Source organism: Quyinboa mangrovi (genome assembly GCF_042219825.1).
GTDB lineage: Bacteria > Bacteroidota > Bacteroidia > Bacteroidales > UBA5342 > JBHJHP01.
The window spans coordinates 475,562-495,877 of sequence record NZ_JBHJHQ010000006.1; the positions used below are offsets into that span (position 1 = coordinate 475,562).

Consider the following 20,316-nt stretch of genomic DNA (forward strand, 5'->3'; position numbering starts at 1 on the left):
ATGATTGAAACTTTGGTTGACAGCTTCAATATTTGGGGAACCGCGCAAACGCAAAAATCTAAAGGGAAAAAAGCCGGTATTGACAATTTAAGTTTGCATGGAATTAATCGATTGAGGGAATTGATTTTGGAGTTGGCAGTTCGGGGAAAATTGGTGGAGCAAGATGCAGAAGATGAACCAGCGATTAAGTTGCTACAAAGAATTGAGAAACATAAGGAAAAGTTTATTGTAGAAAGAAGAATCAAAAAGCAAAAAAAAATAGCTGAAATTACAAGTGCGGAGAAGCCACATAATGTACCAAAAAATTGGACATGGTCAAGATTACAAAATATATGCACTAAATTGACAGATGGTTCACATAATCCACCAAAAAACTCTGGAAAGGGATTCCCAATGTTGAGTAGTCAAAATGTAACTAATGGATATATTGACTTCTATAATCCAACTCGATTTGTTACATCCAAAGATTTTGAAATTGAAAATCAGAGAACCTTGATTGAACCTAATGATATACTACTGACAATTGTTGCTTCGTTAGGCAGATCAGCTGTTGTTCCTGAAAATGCACCAAAATTTGTTTTACAAAGAAGTGTGGCTGTAATTAGTTCTCCGTTAAATTCTCGTTTTCTTTCAATGCAATTAATAGCCCCGAATTGTACAAGATACTATGATTTTCATGGAAAAGGGACTGCCCAAAAAGGTATATATCTTGGCAAACTTGGATTAATGCCCATAGCAATTCCACCTCTTGCTGAGCAACACCGCATTGTTGCCAAAGTAGATGAACTGATGGCACTTTGTGATAAGCTGGAACAACAGCAAATGAACCACATTGAAACGCACCTGCTTTTGGTAAAAGCACTTTTAAAAACCTTAACCGATGCCAAAGATGCCGAAGCATTAAACGCCGCTTGGCAACACCTGGAACCACACTTTGATATTCTGTTCACCACCGAAGAAAGCATTGACCTGCTTAAACAAACGATTCTGCAACTGGCTGTGATGGGAAAACTGGTGCCACAGGATAAAAACGATGAGCCGGCAAGTAAATTGCTAAAGAAAATTGAAGCCGAAAAGCTTAAACTGATTAAAGAAGGCAAACTTAAAAAGCAAAAGCCCTTGCCTGAAATTACAGAAGACGAAAAACCATTTGAATTGCCGGAGGGGTGGGAATGGATTAAATTTGGATTATTTAGTGAATTTATAAACGGTGACAGGGGAAAAAATTATCCGAACAAGAGTGAATATGTAAGTGAAGGAGTTGCGTGGATAAATACGGGACACATTGAGCCGACTGGAAAACTTACAACCAGAGACATGAACTTTATCACACGTGAAAAATATGATTCGCTTCGCAGTGGTAAAATTGAGAGGGATGATTTAGTTTATTGTCTGAGAGGTGCAACATTTGGTAAAACTGCTTTTGTGGAGCCCTATGAGGAAGGTGCGATTGCCTCTTCATTGATGATTATCAGACCAGTGTTTAAGGAAATGAAACATTTTATCTTCCTATATCTGACCAGTCCTTTTGCAAAACAACAATTATTTAGATTTGATAATGGATCTGCTCAACCCAACCTTTCAGCTAATAGCGTTTTAAATTATTATTTCCCGTTGCCACCACTTTCAGAACAGCATCGAATTGTTACCAAAGTCGATGAATTAATGGCTCTTTGTGACCAGCTAAAAGAGCGCATTGTGGCCTCGCAGGAAATAAAAGTAAAACTGGCTGATGCGGTGGTGGAGAGGGCGGTGAGGTAAATTTAATTTCTTTTATAAACTCGAAATTGTCAGAAACAACTTTTTCGTTTCCCCATTGAATACTTACAAATATATAAGTGTTAGTTATTCTTTACAAGGTACATCAAAATACCGGAGATGCTTTCTCTTTCTACAAAATGATTTAAACATTTTTTAAATTGTTTAGAAGATGAATACATCTTTTTCTTAATCCAACTCTATTGGTGCTGTTTTTTATTGCTAAGTTGATATCTTCTATTGCACAACTCAATTTTTTTTCAAGATTAAAATTTCTATTAAAAAATAAGTCGTTTTGTATTTCATAATAATCTAAAAAAGTCTCTGTGTGTATGTATTCAGGAAAATTCTGAAGTTTAATTCTCTTTTCACTATTATCAGTTATATCAAACAATTGTTTTAGTTCTTCCATAAACTGCCTTGAATATAAAAGAAATTCTTGCTGTTTTTTTCCTCTTAATCTAATCCTTCCACTTTGAGAATTTCTAATTTCAAATACTTCTTTATATTTTGCAACATAACAAAACGCTTGAAAATTTAAAACAGCAATAAAGGAAAACTTTAAATGTTCTAGGGTGTTATATCCTTTAATTTTTCTGAATTTTTCAATTGCATTATTGCCATAATCTAGTATCGATCCTTTACCCGTTTCACTAAAATACTCACTATATGAAATTTCATACCTGAGTAACTTTTCATATTCATATTTCCAACAATAACCTATTAAAGCAAGTGAAAAATCAAATCTAGGATCGTTAGGAAAAATGTTTTGTGCTTCTTTCGATAAATCATAAGCGAATACATATTTTCTACTCCTTCGAGCTGCCCAACATGCAATGGCATAAATATCAGCTAATTCTTGTTCAAGTTTGAATAAATTAAAATTTCCACTACTATTATCATCTGTTATTTCTGATTTCTTTGCATGAATACTTTGACTTTTTTCTTTTATTAAATCTTGAGAGTATTTATATGCTAAGAAATTGTTTGAATATCCCCTGCCTGAACTTTTATATTTCACTAGTGTTAAAATATATAAAATATAGGGAAGAAGATTAGACTTTGATAAGTCTTCAATATTACCTTTTAAATTAATAAATTTAGTTAATTCACTGCTGCTTCCAAAAGTTTCATTTTTGACTTTTAATAAAAGAGGTAATAATATATTTTTATAAAAATTATACTCAAATAGAGCTGGAAAAGCACTAAAAGTACTTTCAACTGGATCAGCTCCTCTGTCCAGTTCAACTTCAGAAATAGAACTTTCTAATTTATTAAGAAATTCATCAAAGACATTCATTTCTAATAATGAATGTGTGACGAAATTCTTTATGTCTTTATATTCTTGAAATATAGAAATCGTTGAGAATTTTGAACTTATAACATCATTTACTTTATCCAGTAAATTATTAAAAATTAAAACTAAATTATTCTTTTCATTTTGGTTAGGTCTATAATGAAATAATCGCTGTATTGCTTCAACTTTTATTTTATTCTTTTCATCTATTTTGTTGAGGTATTTCCTTTCTGCATAACGGATCGTCAAATTTTCAATTATCTCTCTATTTGCGAATTTACTTTCCTTCAACATATTAACTAACATAAAGTTTCTGTCAGATTCCTTTTTGTCGATAATGTGTTCATTAAATCCATGAATGCTTTCCTTGAAAGTTTTAAAGAATCTATCAAAGGATTCAATAGTATCAGGTTTATTCTCACTGGAAAAAGAATCCTTACCAAAAAGATTATAAATTAAGTAAGCAAAAATTTGTTTTTTACTTCTAATAAGAGAATAAGAATGAGGTAATTTATTGATATTAAATGAATTTTCATACCTGTTCTCGAATATTGTATTTCGAAGGGATTTTACTTCCATAGTTGATGAAGAAAGAAAAAAGAATAACTCTTTTTCATTGTTTGAAATAGATGTTTTTGTTAAATGGTAAGTTTTTAAGACTGCATTAATATCATGGAATTTTGATTTTCTTTTTGATTGCAAAAAATCATATAATTTATTTATTAGCTTTAAATCTTTTTTATATTGTTCTAAATAGTTATTTATTTTTAAGTCCTTAATTTTACCCTCGAAATTGATATTGGGAGATGCCATAAGGTCATTAAAGGTTTTGATATCATTACCTATAGTTCCTTCTGATATTGATAACAAAAATGAGTATGATTGAATAACAAGTTTAACAAACAAATCATTATTTTCAACATTTTTATCCAGGTTTTCGATATAATATTGCAACACGTCAATGTATTTATCAATATTATCTTTAGTATATTGATTATTAAGTGTACTAAGTAGAAATGCACGGATATTTATTAGCTCATTGAAATAATCATTTAAAAAATAAACTTTAATGTTTTTTGCTAAAAACAAAAACTCTAATATAAATTGTTCATCAGCAATTACTCCAATGTCTTTATCAACATCATTTCGTAAAGGCCAACAAAAATCAACAATTTCATCAGCATCAATAACATAATTGAAATTATATTCTTTACTTAATATATAATCTTTATGAATTTCTCTGATGTCATCATCATCTAAATCATTTAATAATGAGTTTGCAATATTTAAGTTATTTAACATTATATATTATTTAGGGAATTAAGTAATCCATGACCTCATCAACCAATAATTCTTTGTTTTTTGAACGATTAAGTTTTACATCTTCAAATTTTTCGTTAATAAGGCATTCAAAAAATACCTTATAGTAAAATGGTACCCATTCGTCGTCAACAACTTTATTTATTATCTGTGGTAGTTTATCATTATCAATCAAATCAAGATATTTTTCAAGAATTTGATTATCATAGTTGAAAATTATAAACTGAAGGAATAATAATTCTTTATCATATTTTATTACCTGCATTAAATCAAATTTACTTAGCAATTGCTCAACAATTTCATCTCTAAATCCACATAAAATCAATTTATTTATTCTTAATAAATAAAAACGTCCAGATATTCTTAGGTTGTCAAATTCGAGTTCAATTTCCAAATTAACGCGGATTATTGTTCGAGTAATTTCGTTCTCAAGCTCAACTAATAATGAGTCATTATCATAGTTGTCATTGCTTCTCCTAAAGTCTAACCAATATAGCTTATCTTTAATTTTAAAAATAGGCCTCTCAAAAATCAATTTATCCTTTTTTAGACTATATGTATTTAGATATCCAACTAAATTAGCTTTTTCCATTTTTTTTATTCTATTAAACGATTTTTTAGAACTTTTTCTATCCATTCCATCCCTTCCTTTATTATCTCTTCTTTTGCTCGTCCATTCGGCGAATCTGGATAAAATCTTATATCCTTTTCATCCAAGTCAAAAAAATCCAGAACTACATTTAATGCATGTTCTGGAATAAAACATGCAACACATTTTAAACTTACAAGTCTTACCGGAATATTACTACTCCCTTCAATTATTCGATCTCGTCTATCTATTTTTTTATAATCACTATATATTACTTTCTTTATATCTTCTGGATTTAAATCTTTTGTAATATTGTAATATTTTTGTGCTAACAGAAAGTATGTATTATTGATCTTTCCATTTGTATTTATTACAATTTTACCATTATAGTAATTTGAGTTATTTCCAAAAAAATATTTTATATGACCTTTAATAAAATCAATTGAATTAGTTCCATTTTCTCTTTTTAAAACATAATTCTCTTTAATAATGTCTGAAGATAGATGCTGAAAAGTATTCAAAAAAGATTTTGTTCTCAATAAGTTCAGTGTTCCGCTATCCATAAAGACCCAGTCAAACTCATTTAAGAAATCGTCATCTTTAACATCAAAAACAAAAATGGATGGGAAGATATCATCTTCATTAATATAAGCCGGTACACCATAATAAAAGAAGATTCTTTTATCACCAAAGAATATGTCTTTTTTTAATCCGCACAGGGCTCTTTCTTCCATAATGGATAGAAAATTTATATAATCTGTATTATGTGCAATTGGTAATTTTTTAAGGTCTTTAGCTTGGTCCCTCATATGTTTTGAAAAAGTACTCCAATATTTGTCAGACATAAGTATCTATTTTTTTAATCTTATTAATTTCCAATTTTTATTAGCACTATCAAGAATATCATCAACCATTTTATTAAAATTTTCCAATTCTGATAACTCTATATCTTCATCTTCTTTTCCTGTTAAATAAAATTCAAAATCACTTTTTATTTTCTTTAATTCATTAGTTACCATTGTATATTTTATCCATAATTCTTTGTAATTAAAAAAACTATTATAAGTACCTAAAATAGCTATAATCGAGGAAATTATTAAAATAGTAATACGAGCATATTCTTCTCCACCTGTTATATTGATTCCAGCAAGGACTGTTATAAAAGCTCCAAGAACTGCAACACAAATGTTATACCTGATAGCTGCATTTCTATTACATAATCTTTTTTTTTCAAAGGTGTTTAGTTGTTCATTCAGTTTTGTATGAATAAATTCTTTTTTTGGCAATGTTTCTCTATTTTTCATTAAAGTTTAAATTATCTTCAGTTATTATGCCTATGACTTATTAAATGCATTAATAAGATATTAAGTTTTATTTATGTCTTCTGCAGACTTCTCCACTTCAGTCATATATAAATTTTATATGTACTAATATCAGTATGCTTATTTCATAAAGCATCCAAGTAAAATAAATCCTTAGAAAAGAGGTTTCCGAAATATTGAAGTGTTAAAACTAGTTAATTGAATTCATAAAAACAATAGCCTCAATACGTTATAACCTTATTTAGCATTGGATTAAATAAGGTTATTCATTTTTTTATGTGGTATGTGTAGGAATAACTAGTTGTGCTATTATCAGAGGAGTTGTAATTATGATCTTCTATTTTTTCTATGTCACTAAATTTTTCATGAAGCCCTTTTGTGCTTTCAGAAACCAGGTTTTCAGTCACCTTGGCATAAATTTGAGTTGTTTTTATGTTGGAATGACCTAACATTTTAAAACGACTTCCAGCGGTACGCCTTGTTCAAGGGTGATAGTAGTAGCAAATGTATGCCGTGCCAAATGAGTAGTCAGATTTTTTTTAATTTTTGCCCGGATTGCCAATTCCTTTAAATAGGAATTGTAGTTCTGGTTACTCGGGGTGGGGATAACAATACCTTCTGTTTTCCTTAATGGATGGTCACTGTATTTTTCTATTAGTTTTAAAGGAAGTGGGAGCAGTGGCACCATAAAACTAATTTGGGTTTTAAGGCGGGAGTTCTTTATCCACAAGGTGTCACCTTGCCCTTTTACAATGTGTTCCATTCTGAGCTTCTTAAGGTCAACAAAGGCCAGACCGGTATAGATGCAAAACAGAAAGAGGTCCCGTACCTGGTCCAGACGTTTCTCTGTCAATTTCACAACGGTTATCTTGTTAATTTCATCCTGGTTTAGTGCTTCGCGAAGAACAGGTTTATAGGTCAGTTTAAACTTGTCAAATGGATTCTTTGAAATATGTCCTTCTGCAAAGGCTAATCTAATCACTTTCCCCATGTTTTTAATGTATTTCATGGCAGAGTTGTGGTTGCAATTCCGAACCGTTTTAAGATACATGGCATATTCATTCAGAAAGCTAAAATCAATCTGATCAACGGGCAGATCGTCTTCGCCATAGTGATGTTGAATAAACTTTTGAACATGCATCACGGAGGTTTCATGGCGTTGCCATGTGCCGTACGCAATATCAATGCCGATAAGCTGTTTAAGGTCTGTGTTGTGCTTCAGGTAAAATTCAATGATTAAAGGTACTTCATTTTCACCTTCCAGTATGATGCCATTAATACGGCGTTGGATGTTTTCAAGATTGATTTCATATCCTTCAAACATAAGATCCTTCCGAATCTTATTGATTCTAAACCGCATAGTGTCAATAAAATCGTTGGCAAGTTTGGCTTCCCGTGTTGTTCTGGTACAGCGTTGTGCTTTGGAGTCGAATAGTTTAGCTGTAATGTCGTAACCTAAACTGAACTCCTTTCTTTCGTGGTTGATCGTAATTCTCGCATAAATTCTATGCATGTTTTTCTCTTTACTACTTGCGCTTCTTGCTACAAATCTCAAATTAAATGTGTTCATTTTCATCACTTTTTGTTTAAAATGTTAATACCCAAATGTATAGCAAAGTGAAAAAAACATGAAACGCAAAATACTGCAAAACAGTGCATTAGGTCCTGATTCGGGAGTAGTTTCTGGGGAGATAAAAATCACTCCCGAATTTGCACCTTAAAAAATGCATTTTTATGCATCAACCTGCTTTAAGGTAAAAAATAAAAATCCTGTAAATGAGGGATTTACAGGATTTTGCTTTGGCTTGCTTTTTCAAAAAGTGGAGCTGGAGGGATTCGAACCCTCGTCCAAACAAGGAAGTCATGTGCTTTCTACATGCTTAGTCCCGACTTGGTTTTCGTGCAGCAGCTGGATCAGGACCACCGACTACTGCCTTATCTCCTGAATTTCAATTAACGGCCGGAGCTTCCGTTAACCTATCCCTGAATTTACTGCACCGTCTGATGGAACCGCCTCAGGGCAGGGGCTTTTCCGACGATGTCTCGCTCCGGTATCTTATACCGGATAAGCTAACCTACTGTGATTCGGTTACGCGGCAAGAGCGTAATTGTTTTCGCCAATTATAAGTCTGAACGTTGAGATTTGCGGGCCAGCGTACAAAGCCCGGCATGCTTACACAACACCTCATCTTGCTGTCAAAACCAGTCAGCCCCGTGTTGTAATAATGAATACAAAAGTAGAAAAAAGAACCAAGAAGCAAGACACAAGATACAAGATTTAAGATATAAGACTTAAGATTTAGGACATAAGATATGTCAGTAACCCAGGTTTGACAATTATAAATATGCTGGTGTCCATCTTTTAAATGAATCAATGAATTTGTATGAACTACCCCTCTTTATTTCGTCCCGATAGCTGTCGGTAGCAACGAAGAAAAAGAGAGGGGTCAGAATGATGAGAACGGGCTACTGCTATGAGCTGGGGTGAGTCATATTTAGAACCTAGACGTAAGATTTAAGACATAAGACGTAAGACGTAAGATGTAAGATAAGTGTGCATAACCGAGGTTTGACAATTATAAATATGCTGGTGTCCATCTTTTAAATGAATCAATGAATTTGTATGAACTACCCCTCTTTATTTCGTCCCGATTGCTGTCGGTAGCAACGAAGAAAAAGAGAGGGGTCAGAATGATGAGAACGGGCTGCTGCTATGAGCTGGGGTGAGTCATATTTAGAACCAAGAGCCAAGACATAAGACACAAGACTTAAGATATAAGACAAAAGAAATTGTGAAATTGAAAGTAAGTTTCATTTAAATTTGCTGGTTACCCTCTTTTAAACGTATCAACCAACTCGTACGAACTACCCCTCTTTATTTCCTAGAGCAGCGAAGAAAAAGAGAGGGGTCAGAATGATGTAAGCGGGCTATTCGTCCAGACCGGGGTGAGTCATTTCAATAGAAGAACTTCACTTGCGGCCTTGATACGATTTCATTTCATCCAAAGATTTTAACCCCGGCCTTCATTTACATTTCTACTATAACCCAGGGTGGCACTCGCTTCGCTCACTTACCCTGGGCTATAGTAATATCACCCCTTCGGGGTGTTAATGCCTTAGTTCAATGTTGTAAATTCAAATTATTTATTAAGAGTTTCATATTATAGATATGCTCATGCAGTAAGTTTTTCATTATACCTTATGAATGCACTCCAAATTTGCCTGAAGGGCAAAACGCAATTTAGCCCATGGCATCGCCATGGGTAATTAGAAGTTATGTAAATTAAGGCCGGAGAAAGCATCGTCTTCTGAAATATAGGCATTACATGGCCGCACTGCAGGCGAATTGATGAAATAGTATGTATTAGAGCCAAGACATAAGACGTAAGATTTAAGATGTAAGACGTAAGACGTAAGATAGGTCCATAATCAAGGTTTGACAATTATAAATATGCTGGTGTCCATCTTTTAAATGAATCAATGAATTTGTATGAACTACCCCTCTTTATTTCGTAGAGCAGCGAAGAAAAAGAGAGGGGTCAGAATAATGATAACGGGCTATTAGTCTGAGCTGGGGTGAGTCATGTTTAGAACCAGGACGTAAGATTTAAGAAATAAGACTTAAGACTTAAGACATAAGATATGTCAGTAACCCAGGTTTGATAATTTAAATATGCTGGTGTTCATCTTTTAAATGAATCAATGAACTTGTACGAACTACCCCTCTTTATTTCGTAGAGCAGCGAAGAAAAAGAGAGGGGTCAGAATGATGAAAACGGGCTATTAGTCAAAACCGGGGTGAGTCATTTTTCACTATTCATTTTCATTTTATCAATGCCTGTCACCCGTCACTTGTAACTCTAGTCACTCCCAACTTTGGTCACTCGTAACTCTGGTCACTTCCAACTTTAGTCACTCGTAACTCTCAACTAAAAATAATCCCGTCCTTTATGGTCAGTACACGGTCCGAAATCTTGGCCATAGCCTGATCATGCGATACAATGACAAAGGTCTGGTGAAAATGTTCACGAAGTTCAAAGATAAGTTTATGCAGTTCATCCCGGTTTTTAGAGTCCAGGTTGCCCGTTGGTTCATCCCCGAAAATGATATCTGGATTATTGATCAGTGCCCTGGCAACAGCCACACGTTGTTTTTCGCCGCCACTCAGTTCCGCAGGTTTGTGTGTGGAACGATGTGATAGTTTAAGAAATTCCATCAGTTCTTTGGCACGCTCTTCAGCCTCTTTCCTGGATTTTCTGGCTATCAATGCCGGAATAATAATATTTTCAAGTGCAGTAAACTCAGGCAGTAACTGGTGAAACTGGAAAATAAATCCCACTTTGGTATTCCTGAAGCTTGCCAGCTGATCCGGTTTCAGTTTGTGAATATCAATATTATCGAATACTACCTGTCCCTTTGTGGGTTTGTCCAATGATCCAAGAATCTGCAGCAAGGTTGTTTTTCCTGCACCACTGGCACCAACCACTGAAACAACTTCACTTTTATTAATGGTCAGATTTATACCTTTCAGTACATCTACATTCCCGAAACTTTTATGAATATCAATGGCTTTAAGCATTTGTATTGGTTTCTTCAGATTTAGGTGTATCCTTTTTTGCAGTTGATTTCTTTTCAAAGTTCAGTTCTTCTCTGAATTCTTTAATCTTATCTGTCAGACTCTGTTTTTCTGTTTCTATTTCTTCCCTTATTTCCCTGGTTTCATCGTTGAACTCGCGTTTAATATCCTCGGTAGCTTTTCTGAATTCGCGCATGCCCTTGCCAAACATCCGTGCAAATTCAGGGATCTTATCTGCACCAAACAGAATTAGGATGGCGACGATCACAATGATCAGTTCACCGCCGGAAGGGAAGGAGAGAAGTATGTATGAATTTGGTCCCATATAATCCGAATCCACCGCTACACATCGCGGTATTTCTTTTTCAGGCTCAAATATACAAAGTTTTGGTTCAAACAAACATTGGCTCTGAGTGGAAAAATGTTAAGGATTGCGAAGAAATGGAGTAATTTGATATTACATGACCTACTCTGGCATCTGGTTAACCTGATTGTTTCGTATGTATTGCACTCCCTATCCCGACTGTAACGTCCGTACATGGAGGGTGCTTCGGACAAGCAATTTCCTTAGGATTTCTATGTTAAATATGCCCCTCTTTGTCACGAAATGCAATGGAAGTGAGAGAGAGGGGAATCTTGATACGGACTAGCAGAAATTATGGACTGGCGTGAGTCAGTTAATGTAGATGCAAACGAGGAGGGGGGCAAAAAAAAGAGGCTCCCAACAGAAGCCTCTTTCATATTATTTACCAGAGATAAATTATTTCTTTTTCTTTTTTGTTGCATTCTGTGTATCGTAAGCAATCGGAGTTGCCACGTAAAGTGATGAGTATGTACCCACAACAACACCAACCATCAACGCGAACACAAAACCTCTGATCACTTCGCCACCGAAAATAAAGATGGTCAACAGTACCACAAATGTACTCAATGACGTACTCAAAGTACGGCTCAAAGTAGAGTTTAAAGCCTCGTTAATTACATCCTCACGTTTGCGTTTCGGGAATTCTGTGATACGTTCCCTGATACGGTCAAATACAACCACCGTATCGTTAATGGAGTAACCAATCACCGTCAGGATAGCCGCAATAAATGCCTGATCTATCGACAGTGAGAATGGCAGATAGCCATAAAGGAGTGAGAATAATCCGAGCGTAATCATGGAGTCATGTGCCAGTGCTGCAACGGCACCAAACGAGAACTGCCAGTTTTTAAACCGGATCAGAATGTACAGGAAGATAATTACAAGCGAGAAAAGAATCGCCCAGACGGCATCTTTTTTAATATCATCTGCAATGGTTGGTCCAACTTTCTGGGATGAGCGGATGTCATCTTCCACGAACTTCTCAAAGGTTGTTCCTTCAGCCAGGAATGGTTTCAGTGCTTTATAGAATTTGTCTTCAATAATGTTATCCAGTTCCGGATCATCGTTGTAGATCTGATAGTTTGTACCTATTTTAACCTGGTTTGCTTCACCATAGGTTTTTACATCCATCAACTCACCCTCAAACTGCCCTTTTATAGCATCCTGTATTTCAACTGTATTAACTGGTTTTGCAAATTCAATTACGTAAGTACGTCCACCGGTAAAGTCAATCCCCTGATCAAGGCCTCTTGTTGCAAGAGAAATTATGCTGACCAGAATCAGAGCACCTGAAATGAAATATGCAATTTTACGTTTACTGATAAACTGAATATGTGCATTTGCAAACAGGTTTCTGGTGATTTTTGTATCGAATTTCAACGGTGTTTCTTTCTTAAGCAGTTGTTCAAAAATTAAACGTGACATAAATACAGCTGTAAAGAACGATGTTACGATACCAATCATCAGGGTTGTAGCAAAACCTTTGATTGGTCCGGTACCGAATGTGTAAAGTACAACACCGGTAAGGAATGTTGTTACGTTGGCATCAATAATGGCAGAGATTGCATTTTTATAACCTGCTGCAACAGCTTTCTTGATAGCCTTACCTGCCTTTATCTCTTCCCTGATACGCTCATAGATCAGCACGTTTGCATCCACCGAAGTACCAATGGTAAGTACAATACCCGCGATACCCGGAAGGGTAAGAACGGCTCCGAACGATGCAAGCACACCCATAATAAAGAACAGGTTGGCAATTAAGGCAAGGTCAGCGATCAAACCGGCTTTAACACCATAATAGAAGATCATGTAAAGCAATACAATGATGAATGCCACTATAAATGACATCAGACCATCAGTGATGGCTTCGTGACCCAACGACGGACCAACAACGTTTTCGTTGATGATATGTGCCGGTGCCGGCATTCTACCGGATTTAAGTACGTTAGCAAGGTCTTTCGCCTCTTCAAACGACTCCATACCGGTAATCTGCGTACGACCACCTTTGATCTCTTCAATTACATTAGGGAATGACCGTACATAATTATCCAGTACGATCGCAATGCTTTTACCGACATTCTCCTTTGTAATACGGGCCCATACCTTTGCTCCATCAGTAGTCATGGTAAGATCAACCTCGGCACTTGCTTTATTCTGACCGAAGTCTGCACGTGCATCAGAAATAGCGTCACCGTCAAGAACGGGTCTACCATCACGGTTGGTAACTTTTATCGCAATTAACTGGTAATACTGTCCGCCCTCATCCATTGGATTAGCGGTCCATAACAACTTAAGGTTACGTGGAAGGATCTCCTTCACCCTGGGCAGGTTAAGATATATGTCAACCTGGGCAGTATCTGCCGTACGGGCTATACCAACTACAGGACCATTTCTTAACTGACCCTGCTGATTTGTATTTGGCTGTAATACTGAGAAAAGCGGATAATTTTTCCGGATCGATTCTTCCGTCTGAATTTCAGTAGAGTCTTTTGTTGCACTTTCATTCTGTATAAGGTCACTGAATTCATCAGATGTCTGATCTTTGGCTTCTGTAGTATCAGCATTAGCCTCTGAATCTGTGTTAGCAGCTGTTTCTTTTTCCTGTTTTGCAGCTTTATCCTCATTAATTTCTTTGATGATGTTATTGGCTTCCAGCAAATACTGATAGACCTGGGAGTTGTCAAAAGTTTCCCAGAATTCCAGGTTGGCTGTTCCCTGTAAAAGTTTACGAACTCTTTCACGGTCCTTTACACCCGGAAGTTCAATGAGGATTCGGCCAGATGACTCCAGTCCCAGACGTTGAATGTTTGGCTGAGCCACACCGAATTTATCGATACGGGTACGTAACACGTTGAATGAATTATCGATGGCATCGCGGGCTTCGGCTCTGATAACATCAATAACCTGTTGGTTTGTAGAATTATAGGAAATCTTATCTTTCAATTCCATGGTATTGAAGATGGCCGCAAGACGGGCTCCCGGATCAATCTCTTCAAACGACTCACCAAACAATGTGATAAAATCCTTCTGACTGTTGGTCAGTTTCTCTTTGGCCATTTCAATTGCCTTATTAAAGGTTGGATCCTGGCTGTAATTTGAAAGCGCTCTTACGATATCAGGTACTGATACTTCCAAAATAACGTTCATACCACCTTTAAGGTCAAGACCAAGGTTAATCTCTAATTCTTTACATTCCTTGTAATTATAGTCAACAATACCGATATTAAAGACAGTTACATTTGACATAGAATCAAGGTAATGTAACTCTTTAAGGGCATCGCCCTGTGCATATTCTTTAGCTTTTTTCTCTACGTTGGCAGCTATAAATGTGAATGATAACTGATATATACTCACTAAAGCTAAAAGAATTGCGAAAAGTCTTACAAATCCTTTGTTTTGCATTTGGTTAAATTTTACTATTTCTAAGTACTTTGAATTTTGACGTGCAAATATAGTTGTTCTTTTTTAAAAACCTATGAAGACAAAAAGATAAATCCCTTTTATTACGGATGCTATAAAACATTTGGCAAATTAGAATCAAGTATCGAGATACTGGAATCAAGACATAAAACATAAGACATAAATTGTAAGACGTATTCACGAGTCATGTTTTGCCATCTTTAATTCGTTATTAATCCGCGAAAATCTGCGTTTTTCATCTGCGTTAATCCGGGGGTTATAAGTTATAAGGGTACATCTATGTTTAAAGAATATCTCTCGTGAGCCGTAAATCGTGAGCCGTGAATCGTAATTCTCCATTCCTATACAATCCGCGTTCATCTGCGATTTTAATCTGCGTTAATCTGCGAGAAACAGATGAAAGGATTACATCTATATCCTTAAAACTTCACCTTTAAACCTTAGGACTTAATTCCAAATTCGTAATTTGTAATTACTACATGTTCCTTCGCTACCCCTCAATCCCCCAAAGGGGAGGATCAGCGCTTTTTTGATTATAATGGCATCATGAGCGTTAGGTCAAGAATCTTAATTCGTTATTAATCCGCGTTCATCTGTGGATTTAATCTGCGTTAATCCGCGGGAAATAAGTTATAAGGGTACGCTTATATTTTGAGAACATCACCCGTAAGCCGTGAATCGTGAGTCGTGAACTGTGAATCGTAATTTGTAATTGATTATATGGTTACTTCGATACATCCCGATTAGCATCGGCACACTCAGTAACCAGGTTTGTAGCTATAGGGAATGGATAAATTCGTAATTCCAAATTCGTAATTGAATTATATGGTTACTTCGATACATCCCGATTAGCATCGGCACACTCAGTAACCAGGTTTGTAGCTATAGGGAATGGATAAATTCGTAATTCCAAATTCGTAATTGAATTATATGGTTACTTCGATACATCCCGATTAGCATCGGCACACTCAGTAACCAGGTTTGTAGCTATAGGGAATGGATAAATTCGTAATTGAATTATTCTTTTCTCATCAGCTCTTTGGTAGAGAGCAGACCACAGGCGGCATATATATCCTGACCACGGGATGCACGAATGGTAGTCAGAATTCCATTTTTATTCAATGCGTCCTTAAATGCCTGAATTTTATGATCCGGTGAACCGGTAAGCGGTGTGCCCGGAATAGGATGAAAACGAATAAGGTTGATTCTGCAGCGCAATCCGCTCAGCAAACGGGTGAGTTCTTTAACATGAGCTGGCGTATCATTCACCCCGTTGAACATGATATATTCAAACGAAACGCGGCGTTGACGACCAAAATCAAATGAACGGATTTCCTTTAAAACTTCTTCCAGTGGGTATACGTTCTGAATGGGCATTAATTCCCGGCGTTCTTCATCGAACGGTGTGTGCATGCTTACAGCCAAGTGGCATTCGCTTTTGTCTAAAAAGGATTTCATCCCGGGAACCAAACCGATGGTTGAAACAGTTATTCGTCTGGGACTCATGGCAAAACCCCATTCCGAGGTAAGGATTTCAAGGCTTTTTAATACCTCGTTCAGATTATCGAGCGGTTCGCCCATTCCCATGTACACAATGTTGGTAATCTTCTGCCATTCATCAATGCTTTTCAGCTGATTCAGGATATCACCGGCAGTCAGATTACCCTGAAATCCCTGTTTCCCTGTCATACAAAACAGGCATCCCATTTTACATCCAACCTGTGATGAAACGCAAACGGTTACCCGGTCATCTTCAGGGATCATGGCTGTCTCTATAAACTTTCGGTCTAGGGTAGGGAAGAGGTATTTTTTTGTTCCGTCAATACTTTCCTGAACATTATGACTGGGAGTAAGGCCAAATTCGAACCGCTTTTTCAGTAAATCGCGTGTTTTTTTTGCCAGGTTAGACATGGCATCAATATCATGAATATCTTTTTTGTACAGCCAGTCTGAAATTTGTTTAGCCGTGTATGCAGGAAGTCCCAGTTCTGCTACAATTTCCTTCAGTTCATCCAGTGTTTTCCCAAATAATTTATCCATATCCACTTAAAAGTAAATTTCGGAGGCGATGTTCCTGAATTCCACCCCTTTTTCAATCAGAATATCCCTCACATCCACTACCATTTCGGGGCTGCCACAAAGGTAATACTTTAAATCCAAAGGGAGATCATGAGCATCTTTGAGCCATTCTGTTATCCTTCCGGTATATGCATCAGCCATATTTTCACGGGTCACACATGGTATAAAACGGTTCCCCAGTTTTTCCCGCAGAAATGAAGCGAAATATGTTTCGGTGGATGTCCGTGATCCGTACAGAAGCTGAACCGGAGGCGAAACTCCCGATTCCAGCATGGAAACAAACGGTGCGACACCTGTTCCTGATGCGATCCAGAAACCATTGTCTACGCCATGCAAAAAGGATCCTAGTGGCTCTGACATCCATATCTTATCGCCTGGTTTTAGTTTGGCAAGCAACGGTGTAAGAGTGCCGTTTTCAATTACTTTATATAAAATTGCAATATAATTCCGGTTCACACCCGAACAAATGGAATACAAACGGGGAGGGATAGAGTCATCAACAGAAATTGCAACCGACTGTCCCGGTTTAAAATCAAATATCCGTTCTGTTTTAAGAAGAAAAGCCTGAGGCGATAACTGTGTATGCTCCAGTATATTTACCTTTTTTAATTCCATCAGTATTTATAACCTTCACAATCCGTTTAGTCCGTTTTTTAGACTATCGATTAAAATGGTCAGTCTGTTTTATGCTAATTTTCAAATGGGTATAACAGCAACCGGAATAAAAGGTTTAATGTATTCAGGCTTCATCATCCCAGACAGGTGCCCAGATAATTTCAGATAACAAGTCTTCCTCGAACCAGAAACTGACGGCGACGTCATCAAAACTGACCAGCTTTTGTTTCATTCCGTCATCATCGGTAATGTCTTCCGATTCCATGTCACCCAGTTCCAGTTTTTTGATTTTCTGCATAACACTATCGAATGAAAGTCCTATCAGTTTTAAGCCTTCAAAGGCATAATCTACAGAACTTACAGCAATGGTTACCAGGATCCATCCGGTCATTTCATCAAATGAAAGCGAAAGTTCCTGTTCATCATAATGCCATGTCTCGGTAAGGTTATCATCTTCATCATCATCCGTATACTTTTCAATTTCGTCCGGATCACCCAGAATGCCTTTTACTTCATCCATTGACATACCAAACCGTAAATCTCCAAGTCCTTGTCCAATAATAATGTTTTGAATATTTTGCATGATATTGCGTTTTTAAAATTATATAAATTTCGGTATTCCGTTTAAAACTTAAAATGATTAAAAGAGGTATTTATAAACAATTAGTTAAACGATTAAAAATGGTTCGCTGTATTGAAAATAATTTATAATTAGTGTGTTAGCGAAATGCTTTCTGGGGAAATTGTAATTTTTTTGTCTTTATATAAACTTCCTATTGCCATTTTGAACGCTTTTTTACTGCAATGAAAAAGCTGTTGGATTTCTTCAGGTGAACTTTTATCCGATAAATTCAGTGTTCCGCCATTTACTTCCAGGGCTTCCAGAATCTGATCGCTTAAACCTTCTGTTTTGGCAAAACCGGACTTAGTAAGAATGCAATCAATTTTTTCATCTTCGCGAACTTTTTGAATATAACCCTTCATGACATCACCGGGATTCAGAGGCTTAAATACCTGGTTTTTGTAAAGTAGTCCTGTATGTTGTTGATTGATTATAACCTTGTATCCAAAATCAGTTTCATTCCATATAACCAGATCTACTTCCAGTCCTTCTTCATATTCGGGCGGAATATTATCAAGGTATTTTTCAATTTTTGTTGATCCGAAAATACGTTGTGTCGTAAAATCATATTCAACGGCAATTAAAACTTCCTGTCCCTTCTTCAGTTTTGACCTCTGCTCTCTGAAAGGAATCAGCAGGTCCTTCATTAGTCCCCAGTCTGCAAAGGCACCGATATTATTCGCATCTGCTATTTTCATGCGTGCAATTTCTCCAACCATTGCCAGCGGCCTCTCGGTTGTGGCAATGAGCCTGTCCTCTGAATCGCTGTAAATGAATAGTTCCAGGGAATCACCCGGTTGCAGATTTTCCGGTTCATACCGTTTAGGCAGGAGTATTTCACCAAAACTTTCTCCATCGAAATAGGCACCGAAGTCCACTTTCTTAACGCATGTCAGACTATTTATTTTACCGATATGGATCATATACTTTTCTTTGTGTTGCAAAAATAGATGTTATAATTCAGTTGCTGTATATATTTTTCATTTCATTTAACATAACCGGATAAACTTTAAGATAAAACAGTGTGTTTAATTTCAAATATGATGGTTATGAAAGGTATGGGCGAGAAGGCAAAGAGGATCATCAAAAGGTTTGGAACAGCGGGTTTACTGTTTTTATTTTTAAAAGGAATGGTACTGATTTTCTTCGGCGGAACCATTACCAGGTTTATTATTGAGCTGATTCATAAAGTATGATTTGCTAGTGCAGAACTTCCCGGTACAGTTTCAACAATATTTTTTCTTCGTTTTCCCAGCATAGTTCAATGGCTGCAGTTTTAAGGTTTTCTTTCCACTTTTGTATCTGTTCTTCGTCGTTAAGCATTCTGTTTATTTGTTGAGCCAGTTCTTCCGGTTCACGGCTTTTAAGTGTTTCTCCAACCTTATATTTTTTCACAATATTTTTCATCTCAGGGAAATCACTGACAAGAACAGGAACTCCTGCCTGAATATAATCCATCAGTTTATTGGGAAGTGCATAGTAATAATTCAGCCCGAGGTTTTCTTCTATAGAGATTCCCAAATCTGCAAGCTGAGTGTAGACGCTTAATTTTTTTGGATCCATTTTGCCTTTGAAAATAACTTTTTCCGCCACATTGGAGTTCTGAACCATTAAATGAAGTTCCTTCATCAGGTAACCGTCTCCAACAATCACAAAAAGAGCATTATTAATAAACGGCAGTGCTGCAATGATATCTTCTATGCCTCTGCCCATATTAACTGATCCCTGGTAAAGGATCATTTTTTCTTCCCTTTTTTGTTTATTTTCAGAAATCTCAAACCTGTACGGCACATTGCGGATCACTTCAAATCCTGACTTGTAATGGTTTTGGAGTGATTTGCATACCGTATATTTATAATGGATTTTTGGAATATACTTTTGCTCTATCCATCTCCAGAATTTCTGAACCGCAGGTCGATGAATAACTTCCGGAACCTCTGACATGATCTCATGGCTGTCGAACACCAGTTTGCATCTTTTAAGTTTCGAGACATAGTAACAGGGGAGAAGTGTGTCAGCATCATTGGATACTATGATGTCTGATGGTTGGATCAATAACCTAAAAAACAAACGGATATTGAAGGCTGCATAAAACTTAAAACCCTTATTAAACAGCAGTCTTATTCTCCTGACATTATATTCGTATGTTGGATTATCATGTCTGAGCTTTCTGCAAATAACAGTTACCTGCCCCAGATTATTATGAAGGGATGTTGCAATCTTTTGTATTCGCTGATCCGTGTTCAAATCAGAGATAACGGCAATGGTTATTCGGGGTGTGTTGTTTTTCAACGTGTTGTTGGTATTTAAAAGCAATTATAAAGATAGTAAAACAAAAAACCCCGGCAAGCACC

General features: G+C 36.2%; 15 protein-coding genes and 1 other RNA gene. 2 read left to right on the forward strand and 14 right to left on the reverse strand.

The window, feature by feature from the left end; genetic code table 11:
- Entirely contained in the window at window positions 1–1,761 is a 1,761-nt protein-coding gene (locus ACE1ET_RS15165) for a restriction endonuclease subunit S (protein ID WP_375729270.1), read from the forward strand.
- A gap of 142 nt (window positions 1,762–1,903) precedes the next feature.
- Here the strand turns inward: ACE1ET_RS15165 and ACE1ET_RS15170 are convergent, their stop codons facing one another.
- From ACE1ET_RS15170 to ACE1ET_RS15230, 13 genes are all read right to left on the reverse strand, one after another.
- The gene (locus ACE1ET_RS15170) at window positions 1,904–4,357 is read right to left on the reverse strand and encodes a hypothetical protein (RefSeq protein ID WP_375729271.1); all 2,454 of its coding nucleotides are present in this window, start codon (window positions 4,355–4,357) and stop codon (window positions 1,904–1,906) included.
- Window positions 4,358–4,367: 10 nt separating this feature from the next.
- Entirely contained in the window at window positions 4,368–5,012 is a 645-nt protein-coding gene (locus ACE1ET_RS15175) for a hypothetical protein (RefSeq protein WP_375729272.1), read from the reverse strand.
- Window positions 4,973–5,809 carry a hypothetical protein gene (locus tag ACE1ET_RS15180; protein WP_375729273.1) on the reverse strand — a complete coding sequence of 279 codons (837 nt, stop codon included), beginning with the start codon at window positions 5,807–5,809 and terminating at the stop codon, window positions 4,973–4,975. Before ACE1ET_RS15180 ends, ACE1ET_RS15175 begins: the two co-directional genes overlap by 40 nt.
- A 6-nt stretch (window positions 5,810–5,815) precedes the next feature.
- A complete protein-coding gene (locus tag ACE1ET_RS15185; RefSeq protein WP_375729274.1) occupies window positions 5,816–6,268 on the reverse strand; it encodes a DUF4231 domain-containing protein in 453 nt (150 codons plus the stop codon).
- 463 nt (window positions 6,269–6,731) lie between these two features.
- Complete coding sequence (locus ACE1ET_RS15190) at window positions 6,732–7,856, reverse strand: site-specific integrase (RefSeq protein WP_375729275.1); 1,125 nt, start codon at window positions 7,854–7,856, stop codon at window positions 6,732–6,734.
- A gap of 248 nt (window positions 7,857–8,104) precedes the next feature.
- Window positions 8,105–8,500, reverse strand: a transfer-messenger RNA (tmRNA) gene (ssrA, locus tag ACE1ET_RS15195).
- Between the two features lie 1,711 nt (window positions 8,501–10,211).
- A complete protein-coding gene (locus ACE1ET_RS15200; RefSeq protein ID WP_375729276.1) occupies window positions 10,212–10,865 on the reverse strand; it encodes an ABC transporter ATP-binding protein in 654 nt (217 codons plus the stop codon).
- Complete coding sequence (gene tatA / locus ACE1ET_RS15205; protein WP_375729277.1) at window positions 10,858–11,262, reverse strand: twin-arginine translocase TatA/TatE family subunit; 405 nt, start codon at window positions 11,260–11,262, stop codon at window positions 10,858–10,860. The genes ACE1ET_RS15200 and tatA overlap by 8 nt, the downstream gene beginning before the upstream one ends.
- Before the next feature lie 360 nt (window positions 11,263–11,622).
- Entirely contained in the window at window positions 11,623–14,628 is a 3,006-nt protein-coding gene (secDF, locus tag ACE1ET_RS15210; protein ID WP_375729278.1) for a protein translocase subunit SecDF, read from the reverse strand.
- Window positions 14,629–15,663: 1,035 nt separating this feature from the next.
- Window positions 15,664–16,686 carry a dual-specificity RNA methyltransferase RlmN gene (rlmN, locus tag ACE1ET_RS15215; protein WP_375729279.1) on the reverse strand — a complete coding sequence of 341 codons (1,023 nt, stop codon included), beginning with the start codon at window positions 16,684–16,686 and terminating at the stop codon, window positions 15,664–15,666.
- Between the two features lie 6 nt (window positions 16,687–16,692).
- Window positions 16,693–17,340, reverse strand: coding sequence for a ferredoxin--NADP reductase (locus ACE1ET_RS15220; protein WP_375729280.1), 648 nt, complete (start codon window positions 17,338–17,340; stop codon window positions 16,693–16,695).
- Between the two features lie 124 nt (window positions 17,341–17,464).
- Window positions 17,465–17,923, reverse strand: a complete 459-nt coding sequence (locus ACE1ET_RS15225; protein ID WP_375729281.1) for a hypothetical protein — start codon at window positions 17,921–17,923, stop codon at window positions 17,465–17,467.
- A 128-nt stretch (window positions 17,924–18,051) separates the two neighbouring features.
- Window positions 18,052–18,906 (reverse strand): CvfB family protein, encoded by an 855-nt coding sequence (locus ACE1ET_RS15230; RefSeq protein WP_375729282.1) that lies wholly within the window; start codon window positions 18,904–18,906, stop codon window positions 18,052–18,054.
- Between the two features lie 105 nt (window positions 18,907–19,011).
- On the opposite strand from ACE1ET_RS15230, the gene ACE1ET_RS15235 reads away from it, so the two are divergent.
- Window positions 19,012–19,158, forward strand: a complete 147-nt coding sequence (locus tag ACE1ET_RS15235; protein ID WP_375729283.1) for a hypothetical protein — start codon at window positions 19,012–19,014, stop codon at window positions 19,156–19,158.
- 4 nt (window positions 19,159–19,162) lie between these two features.
- Here ACE1ET_RS15235 and ACE1ET_RS15240 read toward each other — a convergent pair whose 3' ends face one another.
- Window positions 19,163–20,254 (reverse strand): glycosyltransferase family 4 protein, encoded by a 1,092-nt coding sequence (locus ACE1ET_RS15240; RefSeq protein WP_375729284.1) that lies wholly within the window; start codon window positions 20,252–20,254, stop codon window positions 19,163–19,165.
- Between the last annotated feature and the right edge of the window lie 62 nt (window positions 20,255–20,316).

Coding starts and splice junctions, on each gene's coding strand:
- ACE1ET_RS15165 (WP_375729270.1), top strand. CDS start 1: ATGATTGAAACTTTGGTTGACAGCTTCAATATTTGGGGAACCGCGCAA.
- ACE1ET_RS15170 (WP_375729271.1), bottom strand. CDS start 4,357: ATGTTAAATAACTTAAATATTGCAAACTCATTATTAAATGATTTAGAT.
- ACE1ET_RS15175 (WP_375729272.1), bottom strand. CDS start 5,012: ATGGATAGAAAAAGTTCTAAAAAATCGTTTAATAGAATAAAAAAAATG.
- ACE1ET_RS15180 (WP_375729273.1), bottom strand. CDS start 5,809: ATGTCTGACAAATATTGGAGTACTTTTTCAAAACATATGAGGGACCAA.
- ACE1ET_RS15185 (WP_375729274.1), bottom strand. CDS start 6,268: ATGAAAAATAGAGAAACATTGCCAAAAAAAGAATTTATTCATACAAAA.
- ACE1ET_RS15190 (WP_375729275.1), bottom strand. CDS start 7,856: ATGAACACATTTAATTTGAGATTTGTAGCAAGAAGCGCAAGTAGTAAA.
- ACE1ET_RS15200 (WP_375729276.1), bottom strand. CDS start 10,865: ATGCTTAAAGCCATTGATATTCATAAAAGTTTCGGGAATGTAGATGTA.
- secDF (WP_375729278.1), bottom strand. CDS start 14,628: ATGCAAAACAAAGGATTTGTAAGACTTTTCGCAATTCTTTTAGCTTTA.
- rlmN (WP_375729279.1), bottom strand. CDS start 16,686: ATGGATAAATTATTTGGGAAAACACTGGATGAACTGAAGGAAATTGTA.
- ACE1ET_RS15220 (WP_375729280.1), bottom strand. CDS start 17,340: ATGGAATTAAAAAAGGTAAATATACTGGAGCATACACAGTTATCGCCT.
- ACE1ET_RS15225 (WP_375729281.1), bottom strand. CDS start 17,923: ATGCAAAATATTCAAAACATTATTATTGGACAAGGACTTGGAGATTTA.
- ACE1ET_RS15235 (WP_375729283.1), top strand. CDS start 19,012: ATGAAAGGTATGGGCGAGAAGGCAAAGAGGATCATCAAAAGGTTTGGA.